General features: G+C 75.6%; 15 protein-coding genes and 1 pseudogene. 5 read left to right on the plus strand and 11 right to left on the minus strand.

The features are described from left to right. Window positions 1-25: 25 nt before the first annotated feature. From BM385_RS05250 to BM385_RS05265, 5 genes are all read right to left on the minus strand, one after another. Entirely contained in the window at window positions 26-862 is an 837-nt protein-coding gene (locus BM385_RS05250; RefSeq protein ID WP_246338171.1) for a hypothetical protein, read from the minus strand. Next, window positions 859-2,127 (minus strand): glycosyltransferase family 4 protein, encoded by a 1,269-nt coding sequence (locus BM385_RS05255; RefSeq protein ID WP_019436059.1) that lies wholly within the window; start codon window positions 2,125-2,127, stop codon window positions 859-861. The genes BM385_RS05250 and BM385_RS05255 overlap by 4 nt, the downstream gene beginning before the upstream one ends. Window positions 2,128-2,210: 83 nt before the next feature. After that, window positions 2,211-2,570 (minus strand): Asp23/Gls24 family envelope stress response protein, encoded by a 360-nt coding sequence (locus BM385_RS26440; protein ID WP_175542922.1) that lies wholly within the window; start codon window positions 2,568-2,570, stop codon window positions 2,211-2,213. Then, a complete protein-coding gene (locus BM385_RS05260) occupies window positions 2,567-3,187 on the minus strand; it encodes a hypothetical protein (protein ID WP_093842325.1) in 621 nt (206 codons plus the stop codon). Before BM385_RS05260 ends, BM385_RS26440 begins: the two co-directional genes overlap by 4 nt. Continuing rightward, window positions 3,178-3,738, minus strand: a complete 561-nt coding sequence (locus tag BM385_RS05265) for an RNA polymerase sigma factor (protein WP_019436056.1) — start codon at window positions 3,736-3,738, stop codon at window positions 3,178-3,180. Before BM385_RS05265 ends, BM385_RS05260 begins: the two co-directional genes overlap by 10 nt. Before the next feature lie 106 nt (window positions 3,739-3,844). Here BM385_RS05265 and BM385_RS05270 point away from each other — a divergent pair, with 106 nt between their 5' ends. Next, a complete protein-coding gene (locus BM385_RS05270; protein ID WP_093842326.1) occupies window positions 3,845-4,375 on the plus strand; it encodes an Asp23/Gls24 family envelope stress response protein in 531 nt (176 codons plus the stop codon). A 233-nt stretch (window positions 4,376-4,608) separates the two neighbouring features. Then, window positions 4,609-5,889, plus strand: a complete 1,281-nt coding sequence (locus BM385_RS05280) for a YihY/virulence factor BrkB family protein (protein WP_254791440.1) — start codon at window positions 4,609-4,611, stop codon at window positions 5,887-5,889. A gap of 54 nt (window positions 5,890-5,943) precedes the next feature. On the opposite strand, the gene BM385_RS05285 is transcribed toward BM385_RS05280, so the two are convergent. Beyond that, window positions 5,944-6,321 carry a GntR family transcriptional regulator gene (locus tag BM385_RS05285; RefSeq protein WP_093842327.1) on the minus strand — a complete coding sequence of 126 codons (378 nt, stop codon included), beginning with the start codon at window positions 6,319-6,321 and terminating at the stop codon, window positions 5,944-5,946. 1 nt (window position 6,322) lies between these two features. Continuing rightward, window positions 6,323-7,318: a DUF1648 domain-containing protein gene (locus tag BM385_RS05290; RefSeq protein ID WP_093842328.1), complete on the minus strand. Its 996-nt coding sequence runs from the start codon at window positions 7,316-7,318 to the stop codon at window positions 6,323-6,325. A gap of 179 nt (window positions 7,319-7,497) precedes the next feature. Between BM385_RS05290 and BM385_RS05295 the strand changes: the two genes are divergently transcribed. Next, window positions 7,498-7,758 (plus strand): response regulator transcription factor, encoded by a 261-nt coding sequence (locus BM385_RS05295; RefSeq protein ID WP_019436450.1) that lies wholly within the window; start codon window positions 7,498-7,500, stop codon window positions 7,756-7,758. 36 nt (window positions 7,759-7,794) lie between these two features. Here BM385_RS05295 and BM385_RS05300 read toward each other — a convergent pair whose 3' ends face one another. The 3 genes from BM385_RS05300 to BM385_RS05310 form a co-directional block, all read right to left on the minus strand. After that, complete coding sequence (locus tag BM385_RS05300) at window positions 7,795-9,312, minus strand: DHA2 family efflux MFS transporter permease subunit (RefSeq protein WP_093842329.1); 1,518 nt, start codon at window positions 9,310-9,312, stop codon at window positions 7,795-7,797. Window positions 9,313-9,507: 195 nt separating this feature from the next. Further along, window positions 9,508-10,521 (minus strand): asparaginase, encoded by a 1,014-nt coding sequence (locus tag BM385_RS05305; protein ID WP_254791441.1) that lies wholly within the window; start codon window positions 10,519-10,521, stop codon window positions 9,508-9,510. Next, complete coding sequence (locus tag BM385_RS05310) at window positions 10,518-11,969, minus strand: amino acid permease (RefSeq protein WP_093842331.1); 1,452 nt, start codon at window positions 11,967-11,969, stop codon at window positions 10,518-10,520. Before BM385_RS05310 ends, BM385_RS05305 begins: the two co-directional genes overlap by 4 nt. Before the next feature lie 164 nt (window positions 11,970-12,133). Between BM385_RS05310 and BM385_RS05315 the strand changes: the two genes are divergently transcribed. Both BM385_RS05315 and BM385_RS05320 read left to right on the plus strand, forming a co-directional pair. Next, window positions 12,134-13,987, plus strand: coding sequence for a hypothetical protein (locus BM385_RS05315; protein WP_093842332.1), 1,854 nt, complete (start codon window positions 12,134-12,136; stop codon window positions 13,985-13,987). Window positions 13,988-14,093: 106 nt separating this feature from the next. Continuing rightward, window positions 14,094-14,576 carry a VOC family protein gene (locus tag BM385_RS05320; protein ID WP_019436445.1) on the plus strand — a complete coding sequence of 161 codons (483 nt, stop codon included), beginning with the start codon at window positions 14,094-14,096 and terminating at the stop codon, window positions 14,574-14,576. 75 nt (window positions 14,577-14,651) lie between these two features. Here the strand turns inward: BM385_RS05320 and BM385_RS05325 are convergent. After that, window positions 14,652-15,683, minus strand: a pseudogene (locus BM385_RS05325) (glycoside hydrolase family 43 protein); the annotation flags it as partial. Window positions 15,684-15,700: the final 17 nt, after the last annotated feature.

A 15,700-nucleotide genomic window follows, 5' to 3' on the forward strand; every position in this document is an offset into this window, starting at 1 on the left:
CGCCCCGGGGCCGGCGGGGGCCGCGTCAGCCGGCCTCCGGGGCGTTCACCTCGATCGAGAGATCGTTGTCCACCGTGTAGTACGGGAACACCCGCTGCCCGGCCACCCGGGTGTGCGGATAGACGAACACCCGCTTGCGCTCCGCCACATCGTCCAGCAGCCGGGAGATCCGGACGGGCGCGGCGGTGGGGGAGGGGAGCAGGAACAGATCCCAGTACGCGGCGCGCGGCGGCTCCTCCTCCAGCAGCCGCGCCAGCTCCACCGTCCACCGCAGTCCGCCCGAGGCGTCCACCCGCACCGGCACCTCGTGCCGCGGCCCGCCCGTGCCCCGGCGGCGCAGCAGCACCCGCGCCCCGGCCGTCACCGCCACCCCGACCGGCCGCGCCCACACTGTCAGCGCGCCGTCCGCCAATCGCAGCGGCCCCGCCTCCACATGGCCCTCCCGCAGCCAGGCCCGCACCACCAGCGCGCCGCCGCCGTCCGCGTACGGCACCCGCACCGCCAGCGGCCCAGGACCCGCCGGGAGCGGGCGGTCCACCAGGGCGCGCAGATCCCGCAGCCCGGCCGCCACCGGAGAGCGCCGGCCGCCGTCCTCCAGCAGCACCTCCCAGTGGCCCTCGGCCAGCACCCGTTCCCGGGGCAGCCGGAACCGCAGCCGCCCCGGCGCCCCCGGCAGCGGCTCCAGCGCGACCACCGTGGCCCGCGCGCCCGCCGCCGGGCGCAGCCGCAGCACCGCCCCGGCCGCGCCACCCGCCGGCAGCTCCATGTCCACGGTGAGCACCCCGGCCGCGTCCACCGCGCAGCCGGCCACCGGCCGCGCCGCGAACGCCTCCGTCCCCGTCCCGGCCGCCGTCGCCGTCACCGCGCCCTCCGTGCCGTCCTGAGCGTGGCGGCGCCCGCCGCCCAGGTCAGATCCCGTACCGCGTAGCCGCCGCTGAGCACCGCCGCGCCCACCCCGCGCAGCAGCCCGGCCCGGCGTCGCGGCGCCCCGGCGCGCCTGGCGGCCAGCAGCTCACCGAACAGCCTCTCCGCGTGCTCCACCACCGGCGCCGGATCGAACCGGGCGGCGTTCTCCCGCGCCCGCTCACCCATCCGCCGCCGCAGCGCGCCGTCCGCCATCAGCGCGGCGAGCGCCCCGGCCAGCGCGTCCCGGTCCCCGACCGGGACGAGCCGGCCGTCCTGTCCGTCGGCGACGATCTCGCGCGGCCCGTGCGGACAGTCGGTGGCGACCACCGGGAGACCGCACCGCATGGCCTCCACCAGCGTCATCCCGAACGGCTCGAACTCCGAGGTCAGCACCGCGATCGAGCCCTTGACCCACTCGGCCTCCAGCGGCGTGGCCGGGCCCATCAGGAAGACCTGGTCGTTGAGGGCGCGCGCGTCGATGAGCCGGCGCAGCGCGTCCCGCTCGGGGCCGTGCCCGTAGATCCGCAGCTGCCACGCGGGAAAGCGCCCGGCCAGCTGAGCCCAGGCCTCGATCAGCCGGTCGAACCGCTTGACCCGGTGGAGGCGCCCGGCGGCGATCACCACCCGCGCGCGGCCCTCGGCCGGCGCGACGGCGGGCTCGGGCACGCTGTTCGGCAGGGCCTCGACCCGCACCCCGGACAGCCCCAGTTTGCGGCGGTACGCGGCGGCGTCCGCCCGCGTGACGCAGGTGATCGCGTCCAGCCGGGGGTAGACGCGGCGCATGGCGTTGCGCATCCGGGAGGGCTGGCCGTCCAGGGTCAGGTGCTCCTGCGCCACCTTCACCACCCGGCCGGGCGCCTGGAGCGCCAGATGGACGTTCAGCCCGGCGCGGGTGCCGACCGCCACATCCGCGTCGAGGGCGCCGAGGGCGGCGGCGATCCGTTCGTCCGTCAGCTCGCTGTACTGGAAGCGGCGCGAGTCCCCGGACGGGAAGACCCGCGGGGGCCGGCGGTGCCGGGGGTCGTCCTGCTCGCCGGCCAGGTCCACCAGGGCCCGCATCCGCACCCGGGGATCGAGCGCCAAGTGCGGCTGCTCCCGGTGCCGCAGGACCGAGATGATCTCCACCTCGTGCCGGGAGGCCAGCGCCTGCGCCAGGTTGAAGGTCGTCCGGATCGTTCCCCCGATCCCGTACCCGTTGTGCAGGAGGAAAGAGATCTTCATACCTTCACAGACAAGCCCGGCGGCCCCGGGACCCCGCAGGCCGCACCGGGCCGTGGCGCGAATGGCGGGGCGGAACCGCCCGGTCAGCTCACGTCGGTCACGGTCACCCGCACCGCGACCCGCGCCGCCCCGGCCCCCTCCGGAACCGCGCCGCCGCTGCCCAGCACCTCGGCCACCGCCCCGGTGACCGCCGCGCGCACCGCCCGCGTCACCTCCACCGCCCGGTGGCCGCGCGCCGCCGCCAGCTCGATGTGGACCTCCCAGCTGCCCGCCGACCGGCCGGGCCGCACCCGCACCCCCGCCGGGCGCCGTGCCACCCGGCCGCCCGCTCCGCGCAGCACCTCCGCGAGACCGGGCCGCAGATACGCCACCCCCGCGACCTCGCGCGCCGCCGCCGCGGCGGCCCGCAGCACCCGATCGGCGAGCGCCGGTTCGCCGTTCACCACGGGGTCCGCCCGTTCCCGCCGGCCGGTTCCACCAGGTCCATGACCACCACGTCCACCGCCAGCACCTCAAGACCCAGCCGTTCGCCGGCCGCCCGCGCCACCGCGTCCCGTACCGCTTCCGCCAGCCGCGGAACCGTCCATGTCATCCCGGCCACCACCTCGATCCTCACCCGCACCGGGCCGCGCCCGGCCGGGTGCCGGCCGCCCGCGCCCACCGGGGCGATCCGGCAGCTGCCCGCGGTGACCTCCGGCAGCGCGTCCACCGCCGCGCGGAACACCTTGGCCGCCGCGGCCTCCACGATCCAGGCGTCCTCGTCCGGCTCGCCCAGCGGCAGCGTACGCCCCGGGCGCAGCTCCATCCGCACGATGTCCATCACCGTGGACACCGACAGCTCACGGCGCGGCGCCGCCGCCTCGCTCGCCCGGGAGCGCGTCACGAACTCCTCCAGCGCGTGCAGCTCGGCGAGCGCCGCCGCGCAGTGCGGGCACTCCTCGGGGTGCCCGGCCGGCGGCACCCGCGGGCCGGCGGGGTCCTCCCACAGCTCCATCAGCGATTGCCCGCAGGGCAGCAGTTCGTCCTCCGGCTCCTCGCCGGCCCCGTGGTTCACCGCCATGCCGCCATCGCCTCCGTCAGGGCGCGCCGGGCCCGGAATATCCGGCCGCGCACCGCCTGCGGGCTGATCCCGACCGCCCGCGCGATGTCCTCGTAACTCAGATCGTGGAACTCCCGCAGCACCCAGCACGCCCGCTGCTCCGGGGAGAGCCCGCCCAGCGCGTCGCGCAGCGCGTGCACCGCCGCCCCCGTCTCCGCCGCGCGTTCGGGGGACGCCTGCGGCTCGGGCGCGGCCGGCTCGGCGACCGCCTCCAGCGGCGTGAGCGGACGCCGGGCCCGCAGGACGTTCAGGCAGCGATTGGTGACGATCCGGTACATCCAGCTGCCGAACGCCGCCTCGCCGCGGAACTCCGGCAGCCGCCGCCAGGCGCTCACCAGAGCCTCCTGAACGGCGTCCTCCGCCTCGGCGGGTCCGCCCAGCAACTGCTCGGCCAGCCGCAGGAGTACCGGACCGTGCCGTCGTACCAGCACCTCAAAGGCATCCTCGTCACCCTCTCCCGCCCGCACCGCGAGCAGCGCGTCGTCGTGCCGGTCAAGGCTGTGCCCGGACACGCACCGCCCCCTTCCGAAAAAAATCCGCCGCGACCGCGTGACGATTCTCCCTCTGCCGTGTCCAACCTGATGTCAGCACGACGAACCGCATGACGGAAGGTACGCCATGGCAGCCAAGACAGTTTCCCCGAGCACCGTTCCCGGCCCCGCGACGGAGCGCGACGAGAGCGGCGAGCAGGACCGGGCGGCGGACCGGACGACCGACGGCGGCACCAGCCTCGCCGAGGGCGCCACCGGCACGCAAGAGCCGGCCGCGAGCCGGGGCCGTACCTCCATCGCCGGCGGCGTGGTGGAGAAGATCGCCGGCCTCGCCGCCCGGGAGGTGCCCGGGGTGGCCGCGCTCGGCGGTTCGCTGAGCCGCACGCTCGGCGCGGTCCGCGACCGCGTTCCGGGCGGGCGGTCCAACGTCAGCCGGGGCGTGAAGGTCGAGGTCGGGCAGAAGCAGACGGCCGTGGACCTCGACGTCGTCGTCGAGTACGGGGTGCCGATCACCGAGGTCGCCCACGAGGTGCGGGAGAACGTCATCGCGGCCGTCGAGCGCATGACCGGCCTGGAGGTCGTCGAGGTCAACCTCTCCATCGTGGACGTACGGCTGCCCGACGAGGAGGACACGGAGGAGGAGGCGCGGGTGCGGTGACCCGTCCCGTACGTCACTGGACGCAGCGGAGGACACCGGCCGTGGGCGTCATCGTGGCCGGGCTCGTGGTCTGGACCCTGCACATGGTCCAGGCGGCGGCCCGGCCGGTGCCGCAACCCGGAGAACACCAGAACGGGGAGGCGGGCAGCGGCTGCGCCGCTGAGCTGGTCCTATCCTGCGTAGGGTGGGCGCTGGGCGCCCTGGTCGAGGCCGTACGACAGGCAGGGTGAGCGATGCGCGGTACACGAGGGGGACGGAACGTCCACCGGCGGCGTCCGCCCGAGGACTGGGGCACGGCGCTGCGGCGCACCCCGGTGTCGCTGTGGCGCGACGACATCGACCACTGGGCCGCGGCCCTCACCTACTACACGGTGCTCGCGATCTTCCCCGGGCTGCTGGTCGCCCTGTCGGTGATGAGCCTCACCTTCCCCGGCGCCGCCCCCGAACTGATCGGCCATGTGACGGCGCTGGTGCCGGCCAACTCCCGGGGTGACGTGCACCGGGCGCTGCTCGACCTGGCAGACCAGCGCCAGGCGGCGTGGCTGCTGATCGTGGTGGCCACCGTCAGCTCGGTGGTCTCCGCCTACAACTATCTGAGCGTGTTCCGGCGGGTGCAGCACGCCATGCACGGGGTGGAGGACCACCGGCCGGCCTGGCGGCACATCCACCGCACGCTGCTCACCGCGCTCGGGCTGCTGGGGCTGCTGATCGTGTCGGCGACCGCGCTGATCCTCACCGGCGGTGCGGTCCGCACCCTGGGGCGGGCGCTGGGCACCGGGGAGGCGGTGGCGGCGGGCTGGAGCGCGCTGAAGTGGCCGCTGCTGATGGTGCTGGTGGCCGGCCTGGTGCTGATCCTGTTCCGCACCGGCCCACCGGCCGGCCGCGCTCCGGGCCGGGGTGCGGCGGGCGGGGCGCTGGCGGTGGTGCTGTGGCTGGGGGCGTCGGCCGGGTTCGCGCTGTACGCCTCGCACGTGAGCACCTACAACCGGCTGTACGGGCCGCTGGCCGGGGTGATCGTCTTCCTGGTGTGGCTGTGGCTGACGAACCTCTCGCTGCTGGCGGGTGCCCAGTTCAACGCGGAGCTGGCCAAGCTGCGCCGGCCGGGCGGGACGGCACGGGACGGGTCCGGGCCGGGCGCCGCGGCCTCCGCGCCGGCCCCGGCCGGTCCGGTCGGACCGGCGCCCGCCGGGCAGCCGGGGGCACCGCCCGCACCGCCCGGGCCCGGTACGGGGCCCGGCCCCGGCCCCGGGAGCACGGCGGCCGGTCCGGTGGACCCGCCCGCCGCCGCACCGTGGCCCCCGGCCGCCGCGCCCCCGCTGCCGCCCGTACCGCCGGGCCTGCCGCCCGCCGCCGTACCGCCGGGCCTGCCGTCGGCCGCGGTGCCGCCGTGCCCCTCGCCCGCCGCCGTACCGCCCGGCCCACCGCCCGCCGTACCTCCGCGCGCGGTTCCGCCCCGCCCGGCTGCGCCGGGGGACGCCGCCCGGCTGGCGCCCACCCCGCGCCCGCCGGCCTGACGGCCGCCACCGGTCCGGGCGACGGCTCCCGCGCCGCCCGCCCGGGCATGCCGCTCAGCGCCCCCCGCCCCCGGCGGGCGGCGCCAGGCACTCGCGGACCAGCGCCAGCGTCTCCTCGTCCGAGAAGCCCGACTCACGGGCCAGCGCCACCAGGTGGTGCCCCGCCTCCAGCAGCCGGGCCCGGGAGCGGGGCGCCGCGGCGGTCACCACCGCCCCGCGCCCCGGGCGCAGGTCGATCAGGCCCTCGGCCTTCAGCTCCTGGTAGCCCTTGAGCACGGTGTGCATGTTGATGCCGAGCGAGCGCGCCACGTCCCGGGCGGGCGGCAGCCGGTCGCCGCCGCGCAGTTCGCCGCCGGTCAGCGCGCGCCGTACCGAGGCCGCGATCTGCGCGGACAGCGGCCGGGACGACGCCGGATCGATACGGATGAGCATGTCAGCCCTCGGAGTGCGCGGACCGCCGGGCGATCAGGTCGTTCAGCAGCGCGGCGGCGGTACGGGCGTCGTCGACCACCACCACGTACTGCTTGCCGTCGGTGAGCTCCAGCCAGAGCCCGTCGCCGGAGCGCACCGCGAAGCCGCGCCGCCCGGCGGTGATCCGGTAGCCCCAGCCGCCCAGGTCCTTCAGCGGGCTGGTGGGGCGCACCTCCGCCGCCGCGATGCGGTCCAGCGGGACGCCGAGCCGCGGCACGCCGAGCAGGGCCGGGCGCAGCGCGAGCCCGAACTCCCCGGCGCTCACCCGGACCCGGGTGGTGAGGGCGAGGATCACCGCCCCGCCCAGCAGTACGATCCACGCGCCCGTGTCGCCGCCCACGGCCGCGATGAGGACGGCGGCGATCACCATGGCGCCCTGAAGGGCGGTCAGCAGCCAGGAGTGGACGGTGCGCTGCCACACCACGCGCTCCCCGGGGCGCAGCCCGAGTGTGCTGGTACGGGGCGCCGCGCCGTCGCCCCGCTCGCCCTCGGGCGCCGGACGGGTGGGGAGCACCAGGGCGAGCGCGGCGGCGGCGAGCGCCGCGCCGGCCGCTACGGCGAGGTGCCACATCGGGAACCGCACGTCGGCCGCCTGGTCGGCGGCGGCGTTGGCCAGCAGCAGCGCGGGGGAGAGATAACCCAGGAGGACGGCCGGGGCCAGCGCGCCGCAGTAGAGGGCGCGGGCGGGGACCCGGGCGGTACCGGCGAGCCAGGCACCGCCCGCTCCCCAGCCGGCGAGCAGCAGCACGGAGACGGTGACGAGGACGGCGGGGTGGGCGAAGCCGTCCGGCTCCCCGGTGCCGCCGACATGGGTGGCGACCCGGTCCGGCAGCCGGGACCAGACGGCGGCGGAGACGGCGGCCGTCACCACCGCGGCGATCAGGGGCGGTGCGGCGGCGATCAGCGGGTAGCCGCGCCGGGCGCCGGCGGGAGGGGCGGCGGATGTCATCGCGCTCATGGTGCCTCCTGAACCTGGGCAGAGAAGCAAGTTGTTCGCTTCATGCTAGAACAAGCTCGGAAACGCATGAGGCGTACGTGACGGGTGTCACAGGGCAGCGCGGTCCGCCGCAGGGGATATGAACAGGTGTTTGCGTCCGGTGCTCCTCGCACCGGTCATGAATCCCTTAAGGAGAGAACGTGCATCCATCACACGCGGGGGACCAGCGGGAGAACGGCCGTCGACAACCCGACTTCGCCGCCCTGACGCGGCGCGAGACACAGGTCCTGGCGCTGCTGGCCAGCGGCCAGCCCAACCGCAGTCTCGCCCGTCAGCTCGGCATCTCGGAGCGCACGGTCCGCGCGCACATCACCAGCCTCACCCGGAAACTCGGCATCCCGACCCGGATCGAGGCCGCGCTGCTGGCGTTCCAGTACCGCGACACGCTGTCCGCTCCCTGATCAGGACGGATCACGGGACGGACCGGGGCCGGCCGCTCAGCCCGCCCCCGACGGCCGCCGCCACCCCCGGCGGCGGCCGTCGCCCGGCTCCAGCGGCGGCGAGGTGACCGCGCAGTGCGTCCGGCACTGCGGCCGGTTCACCGGCGCGCCGCCCGGCAGCGCCGTCAGGGTCGCCGGCATCAGCAGCCACGACGCCACCCCGCCCAGCGCCATCAGCCCCGCGCAGAGCCACGCCGCCCTGCCGAACGCCGTGTTCACCTCGGTCGCCGACCGGTACTCGTCGGTGGACAGGCCGATCGCCAGCGGCAGCGCCGCCACGGCGAGCAACTGCGCCACCCGCGCCGCCGCGTTGTTCACCCCGCTGGCGATCCCGGCCCGCCGCACCTCCAGCGAGGCCAGCACGGTCGCCGTCAGCGGCGCCACGAACAGGCTCATCCCCAGCCCCTGCACCAGCACCGCCGGGAAGACGTCCCGCCAGTAGCCGCCGCCCGGATGCACCCGGTGCAGCAACAGCAGCCCGCACGCCGCCACCAGCGGACCCACCGTCAGCGGCAGCCGGGGCCCGATCCGCTGCGCCAGCGCCCCGGCCGGACCCGACAGCACCGTCATCAGCAAGGTGATCGGCAAGGTGGCGATCCCGGCCTCGAACGCGTCGTACCCCATACCGTTCTGCAACTGCACCGGCAGCAGGAAGAACACCCCGCCGATCGCCCCGTACAGACACAGCGTCACCCCGTTGGTCGCCGTGAACAGCCGGGAGCGGAAGATCCCCAGCGGCAGCATCGGCCGCGCCGTGCGCCGCTCCCGCACCACGAACGCCACCCCCACCAGCACCCCGCCCGCCGCCACCGCCGACGCGGTGCCCGCCCCCGAGGTCGGCGCCGCGATCAGCGCGTAGGTGACCGCGCCCAGCGACAGCGCCGCCAGTCCCGCGCCCAGCACGTCGAACCGCCCCTCCGCCTCCCAGTCCCGGCTCTCCGGCACGCCCCGGGCCAGCACCAGCACCACCACCGCGAGCGGCAGATTGATGAGAAAGATCCACCGCCAGCCGGGCCCGTCCACCAGCCAGCCGCCCAGGAACGGGCCGAACGCGATCGCCACCCCGCCGAGCCCCGACCACAGCCCCACCGCCTTCGCCCGCTCCCGCGGCCGGAACGAGGACTGGATCAGCGCCAGCGAACCCGGCGTCAGCAGCGCCCCGCCCACGCCCTGCAACCCGCGCGCCACCACCAGCGCCGCCCCGTTCGGCGCCAGACCGCACAGCAGCGAGGCCACCGTGAACCACACCACGCCCCACACGAACACCCGCCGCCGCCCGTAGCGGTCACCGAGCCCGCCGCCGAGCAGGATCAGCCCGGCCAGGGTGAGCATGTACGCGTTGAGCGTCCACTGGAGGGTGGCCAGTGGCGCGCCGAGCCCTTCCCCGATGCGCGGCAGCGCCACGTTCACGATCGTGCCGTCCAGCATCGCCATCCCGGAGCCGAGCACGGCGGCGGCGAGCACCCGGCGGCCACCCGGGCTCGCCGTGCTCAGTCCCTCCTGAGGTGCGGTCATGGCGGCAGGCTCGCACGGCGGCCACCGCTCCCCGCGCAGGCGCCGCCGGGCGCGGCGGCACCACGGGCCGCACCGGCCGGACGGCGTCCCGGCCACCCGGCCGTGCGGTACGGCCCCGGGCCTGCCGCCGCGCCCCGTTCCCCGGGCCGGCCGCCGTTGCGCCTCCGCTCCCGCGCCCCGCCGCCCCGCCCGCCGTCAGCCGGGAGTCCCGTCCCCCGGCAGCAGTTCCGGCAGCGGCGCCAGCCGCCCGACCACCTCCGTCCCCCCGTACACCGGCGCCGTGCCGAACGGCGCCAGCAGCGCGGGCTCCACCCCGCAGCGCAGCAGCGCGGCGACGGTGGCCGGCATCCGCGCCCGGTCCGTCCCGGCCGCGATCTTCACCGCCACCGCCCAGCCGTCCGGCAGCGCGGCGATCTGCACCCCCTCGAACCCGTCCTTGGCCAGCAGCCCCGGCACCGCCCGCATCAGCCCGGTGACATCCCGCCCCGGCCCGGCCACCATCCCGGGGTGCGCGCGCATCGCGTCCGCGACCCGCCCCTCCGGGCTGTCCGGCGCCGCCGTCACCAGCGCGGCGGCGGCCCGCGCCAGACCGCGCAGTGACACCGAGAACAGCGGCGCGCCGCAGCCGTCCGCCGTCACCGCCGCGATCCGTTCCCCGGTGAGCCGTTCCACCTCGGCGGCGACGGCGCGCTGCAACGGATGCCCGGGATCCGGATAGTCGCCGGCCGGCCAGCCGTTTCGGCCGCAGGTGACCAGCATCGCGGCGTGCTTGCCCGAGCAGTTCTGGGCCAGCGGGGAGGGCCCGTGGCCCGCCCGCAGCCAGGCCGCGCGCGCCGCCTCCCCGTACGGCAGGTCCGGCACATTGCGCAGCGCGTCCTCCCCGAACCCGCCGAGCGCCAGGATCCGCCGCGCCCCCGCCAGGTGCTCCGGCTCGCCCGAGTGGCTGGCGGCGGCCAGCGCCAGCAGTTCCCCGTCCAGCGGCAGCCCGGCCCGTACCATCGCCGCCGCCTGCACGGGCTTGAGCGCGGAACGCGGATACATCGCCGCGTCGATGTCCCCGGCGGACCAGGCGACCGCACCGGCCGGGTCCAGCACCACCACCGAGCCGTGGTGCACCCCCTCGGTGATCCCGGCCCGCTCCAGCGCGACCAGCGGCACATGCGCGGGCCGCCGCACGGCGGCGGGCCCCGGTGCTATCGGTGTGTTCACGACTCGCTCCCCTCACGGACGGCGGCGACCCGCCCCCGTACTCCGAACCAACCCGCCACCAGGGCGGCGGCGATCAGCGGCAGACACAGCACGGTGACCCGGCCCGGCCCCTCGCCGTCGGCGGCCATCAGCACCAGCACCGCGGCCAGGAAGGCGAGCGTGACCAACTGCGTGTACGGGGCGAAGGGCAGCCGGTAGCCGGGCCGCGTCAGCTCGCCCGTCCTGGTCCGGCGCCAGAACGCCAGATGACAGATCATGATCAACCCCCAGGTGGCGAGAATGCCGAGCGCGGCGAAGTTCAGCACGATCTCGAAGGCGTCCTCGGGCACCACGGCGTTGAGGCCGACACCGAGCACGCACAGCCCCGCCGTCAGCAGGATCCCGCCGTACGGGACCCGGTGCCGGTTCATCGCCCCGGTGAAGCGCGGCGCGGAACCGGACGTGGCCATCGACCGCAGGATGCGGCCGGTGGAGTAGAGACCGGAGTTGAGGGAGGACATCGCGGCGGTGAGCACCACGAGATTCATCACACCGCCCACCGCCGGGATGCCGATCCCGGCGAGCACGGTCACGAACGGGCTCTCCCCGGCCGAGTACGCGGTCCAGGGCAGCAGCATGGTCAGCAGCAGCACCGAGCCGACGTAGAACAGCGCGATCCGCCACATGATGGAGTTGATGGCGCGCGGCACCACCCGGTGCGGCTCCTTCGTCTCGCCGGCGGTGACACCGACCAGCTCCACCGAGGCGTAGGCGAAGACGACGCCCTGCACGACGATGAGCAGCGGCAGCAGCCCGGCCGGGAAGACCCCGCCGTTGCCGGCGATCAGCCCGGGGCCGCCGGGATGACCGGCCACGTCGTGCCGGGCCGCCAGCAGGAACAGGCCGATCACCATGAACGCGGCCAGCGCGCCGACCTTGACGATCGCGAACCAGAACTCCAGCTCGCCGAAGATCCGCACCGAGATCAGGTTCACGGACAGCACCACCGTCAGCGCGAGCAGCGCCAGCGTCCACTGCGGGATGTCGGTGAACATGCCCCAGTAGTGCGTGTACAGGGCGACCGCCGTGATGTCCACGATGCCGGTGGTGGACCAGTTCAGGAAGTACATCCAGCCGGCGACGTAGGCGCCCTTCTCGCCCAGGAACTCCCGGGCATAGGACACGAAGGCGCCCGAGGACGGCCGGTACAGGACCAGTTCGCCCAGCGCCCGCACCACCAGGAAGGCGAACAGCCCGCACACCGCGTACGCCACCGCCAGCGAGGGCCCGGCGTCGGCGAGCCGCCCGCCGGCGCCCAGGAAGAGACCGGTGCCGATCGCCCCGCCGATCGCGATCATGGTGATGTGCCGGGGCGCCAGCGTCTTGCTGTACCCCTCGTCCCCGGCGTCGACGGCCGGCGCCGCCGGACCGGCGCGCAGGCCGACCTCCACCTCCGGCCCGTCGCTCATGCGGGGCACCTGCGGCCCCAGGGCGCGGGGACGCCGGCGGTCCGGCGGTCTGACGGGTTCACGGATTGGATCTTGTGACAATCCGACAGAACTGTCAAGAAACCGGGCGGACCCCCTCACCCGTGCCGGGCGAACCGCCCCCCGCCGGGACGGATAATGCTCCGGTGAATGGAGACGGTCCCATACCGCTGTCGGCGCAGGACATACCCGAAGGGGCGCGCCCCTGGCGCCTGGCGGACGGCGAACGGTGGCGCGCCGTCGAAACCGCCCGCTGGGCGCGGCCCCTGTGGGCCGCCCTCGCCCTGCTGGCCACCGCGATCCACGCCACCGCCACCGTGTCCGAGCCGGTGTGCACCGACGCCGCGCCCTGCGGCCCCGAATGGTGGGGCTTCGCCCTGTTCGGCGCCGGACTGCTGCTGCTCCACCTCCTCTTCCTGTACCCGGGCGCCGCGCTGCTGTGCCTCGCCCCGGTGCTCGCCCTGATCCTGCTGGAACCCGGGGCCCTCGGCGACGCGGACGCCACCGCCCGGCTCGCGGTGGTCCTGGCCGGACTGTTCGCCGCCGCCGGGCTCCAGCACCGGCGCGAGGTGAGCCGCCGGCAGACCGCCCTCGCCACCGAGGCGGCCGGCGGCGTACGGCACCCGGCCCCGCTGGACCCGCACGCGTCCCCCGGCGGGCGGATCGCCCTCGCCGTCGCCGCCTTCCTCCTCCTCGTCGCCGGCGCCGCCCTGTGGCAGGCCCTGGCCGGGATCGACCGCGACCGGCACCGCGCCGCAGGGGCCACCGCCCACCAGGCGCAGGTCACCGAACGCGGCGAGGACTCCCTCACCGTCACGCTGCCCGGCGGGGAGAGCCGCACCCTGTCCGTCGCCTACCCCGAGGACTACCCCGAGGGCGCCACGATCGGCGTGCTCGTCGACGGCGACTGGGCCCGTACCGTCGCCGAACCCTACGACGCGTTCGGCTGGCAGCTCGTCATCCTGCTCACCGCCCTGCCCGGCACCGCCGCGCTGCTGCACCGGGCCGCAGCCCGCCGCCGTACCGCCGCCCTGCGCGACGGACCCCAGCCGGTACTGCGGGTGCTCGCCGCCGAGGGCCGCGACGACAGCCGCACCTACATCTTCGCCTTCGACGACCGCACCGCCTCCCGGCCGCTCCTCAGCTTCTACGGCTGGCCCGAGCCGGCCCCCGAGGACGCCGATCCGGACGCCATGGCCGAGGAGATCCGGGAGGCCCTGCGCGGTGGCGAACGCGACTGGGTGCTGCGCGACGCCGTGCTCTACGGGGCACCGGGCGCCGGCTCCGGAGCCGCCGTGGTGATGGCCGGCACCCGCACCCTCACCGTGGAACGCGCTCTCACCGGCGTCCGCCCCGAACGCGACCGCGCCGGAACCCGCCCCCGCCGCGCCACGACCACCCGGCGCCGCGGCACCGCACCCGGCCGGGCGGCCCACCGCGCCCCCGCCCCCGCCGACACCGCCGCCACCATGACCCCCACCCGGGAACCGCGCCGCTGGTCGGCCGGCGCCGTCTCCCGCGCGGTGGGCGTCTTCCTGCTGCTGTTCAACGCCGGCTGCCTCTGGCTCCTGCTGCACGACGGCGCCGGCCTCAACTGGTTCCTGCTGCTCGGCCTGCCCGGCGCCGTGAACATGACCGTGTGCGCTCTGAGCTGGCGCGTCACCGCCGACGCCCACGGCCTGTGGATCACCGGCCCCTGGCGCGTGCACCGCATCGCCTGGGACGAACTGACCGCCGTCCGCGCCGACGGCGACGCCCTGCGCTTCTCGGCCAAGGGACGGCCCACCGTCAACCTCCCCATCACCGGCTTCCGCGCCCTCGAACACCGCCGCCACGGCACATCCGGCGCCGAACGCGCACGCGACGAGATCCGCGCCCTGCACGCGTACCCCGACCTGCGCCCGCCCCGCGACGCCTCCGCACGGGAACAGGGCTTCGCCCTCGGCCCGGTGATCGCCGTCCTCATCGCCGCCTGGTCGGCGCTCGTCCTTCTGCTGTGATCCGGGGGAGACCCCGCGCGTCGCGATGAGTTCCGGCCCCCGTGGTGGTCAACCCTGGGAAGGGCTGACCACCACACCGGCACACCGGCACGGAAGGACACGCGTCATGGAGCGGCAGAAGATCACCACCTGCTTGTGGTTCGAGAACCGGGGCGAGGAGGCCGTACGGTTCTACCTCTCCGTCTTCGGCGACGACGCCCGGATCCTGGAGGAGACCCGCTACACCGAGGCCGGGCCGGGCGAGCCCGGGACGGTGCTGACCCAGACCTTCGAGATCGCCGGGCAGCAGTTCATCGCGCTCCACGGCGGCCCGCACGAGACGTTCAACGACGCCGTCTCGCTCTCCGTCGACTGCGCCGACCAGGCCGAGGTCGACCGGCTGTGGGCCGCGCTGTCCGAGGGCGGCGAGGAGCGGGAGTGCGGCTGGGTCAAGGACCGGTACGGGGTCTCCTGGCAGATCGTGCCCAGGGAGATGTCGGACATGGTCGCCGACCCCGACCCGGCCGCGGTGGACCGCGTCATGCGGGCCATGTTCACCATGAAGAAGCTCGACCTCCAGGCGCTGCGCGACGCCCACGCCGGACGGTAGGGGACGCGCGGTCCGTCCTTCCGGCCCGGGGGGCGGAAGGACGGACCGCCCGCCGGGCCTCCGCTACCGGCCCGCCAGCCGGTCGTACTCCGCCCGCGTCACCGGCAGCACGGTGCCGTGCCGCGGCGAGGCGGGCAACCGGTACCCCGCCACCGGGGTCCACACCCCGGAGGCGAGATCGGTGGTCTCGAACGGCACATAGCCGCGCCCGCCGAACTCGTCGATGAACAGGTACCACTTCTCCTCGGTGTTGGACTTCACGACCGTGGGCCCCTCACCGTGGGCCAGCGCCGGACTGCCGATGCAGTCGGCCACGAAATCCCACCCGGTGGCGCGCAACTCCGTGGACCGCTCGGCCACCACGAACTTGCCGCACGGGTGCGCGGCGCTCGCCTCCCGCTCGTCCTTCGTGAAGCGGTAGTAGACGCCGTCGTGCGCCACGACCGTCGAGTCGATCACCGAGTACCCCGGGTCGCTCCACACCCGCGGCTCGCTGAAGGTGACGAAATCCCGCGTGGTGGCGTACAGCATCCGGTGATGCGTGTTCCCGGTGTGGTCCGGGTCGTCGGCCGCGTACAGCTTCGACGCCCAGAACACCACGAACTCGCCGCGCGCCTCGTCCCAGTACGCCTCGGGCGCCCAGGTGTTGCCCGCCGTGGCGGGCGCCACCCGCACCGCGCGCTGCTCCGACCAGGTCACCAGGTCGGCGGACTCCCACACCATGATGTCCTGACTGCCGTGCCGCTGCGCCCGGTCCCAGTCGCCGTTGCCGTGGATCCGCAGATCGGTCGCGATGAGGAAGAACCGCCCGTCGCGCGGATCGCGGATGAGAAACGGGTCGCGCACCCCGCGCTCGCCGAGCACGGAGGTGAGCACCGGCCGGCCGCCGTTCAGCTCACGCCAGCGCAGCGGGTCGTTGCCCTCACTGAGCGCCATCCGGACCTGCTCGCCGTCCGCGCTGCCCTCGCCCGTGAAGTACACGAACACATAGCCCGCGTAGTCCGCGCGCGGCTGCGGCCCGGCCCGCTCCGCTCCTCCGGCCGGTCCGGTGAAGACCCCTGCCAGCAACGCCATCACTCCGATCAGTACACCCGCCGTGCGCCGCATGTGCCCACCTCTCCGTC

Source organism: Streptomyces harbinensis, from assembly GCF_900116145.1.
Lineage (GTDB): Bacteria > Actinomycetota > Actinomycetes > Streptomycetales > Streptomycetaceae > Streptomyces > Streptomyces carpaticus.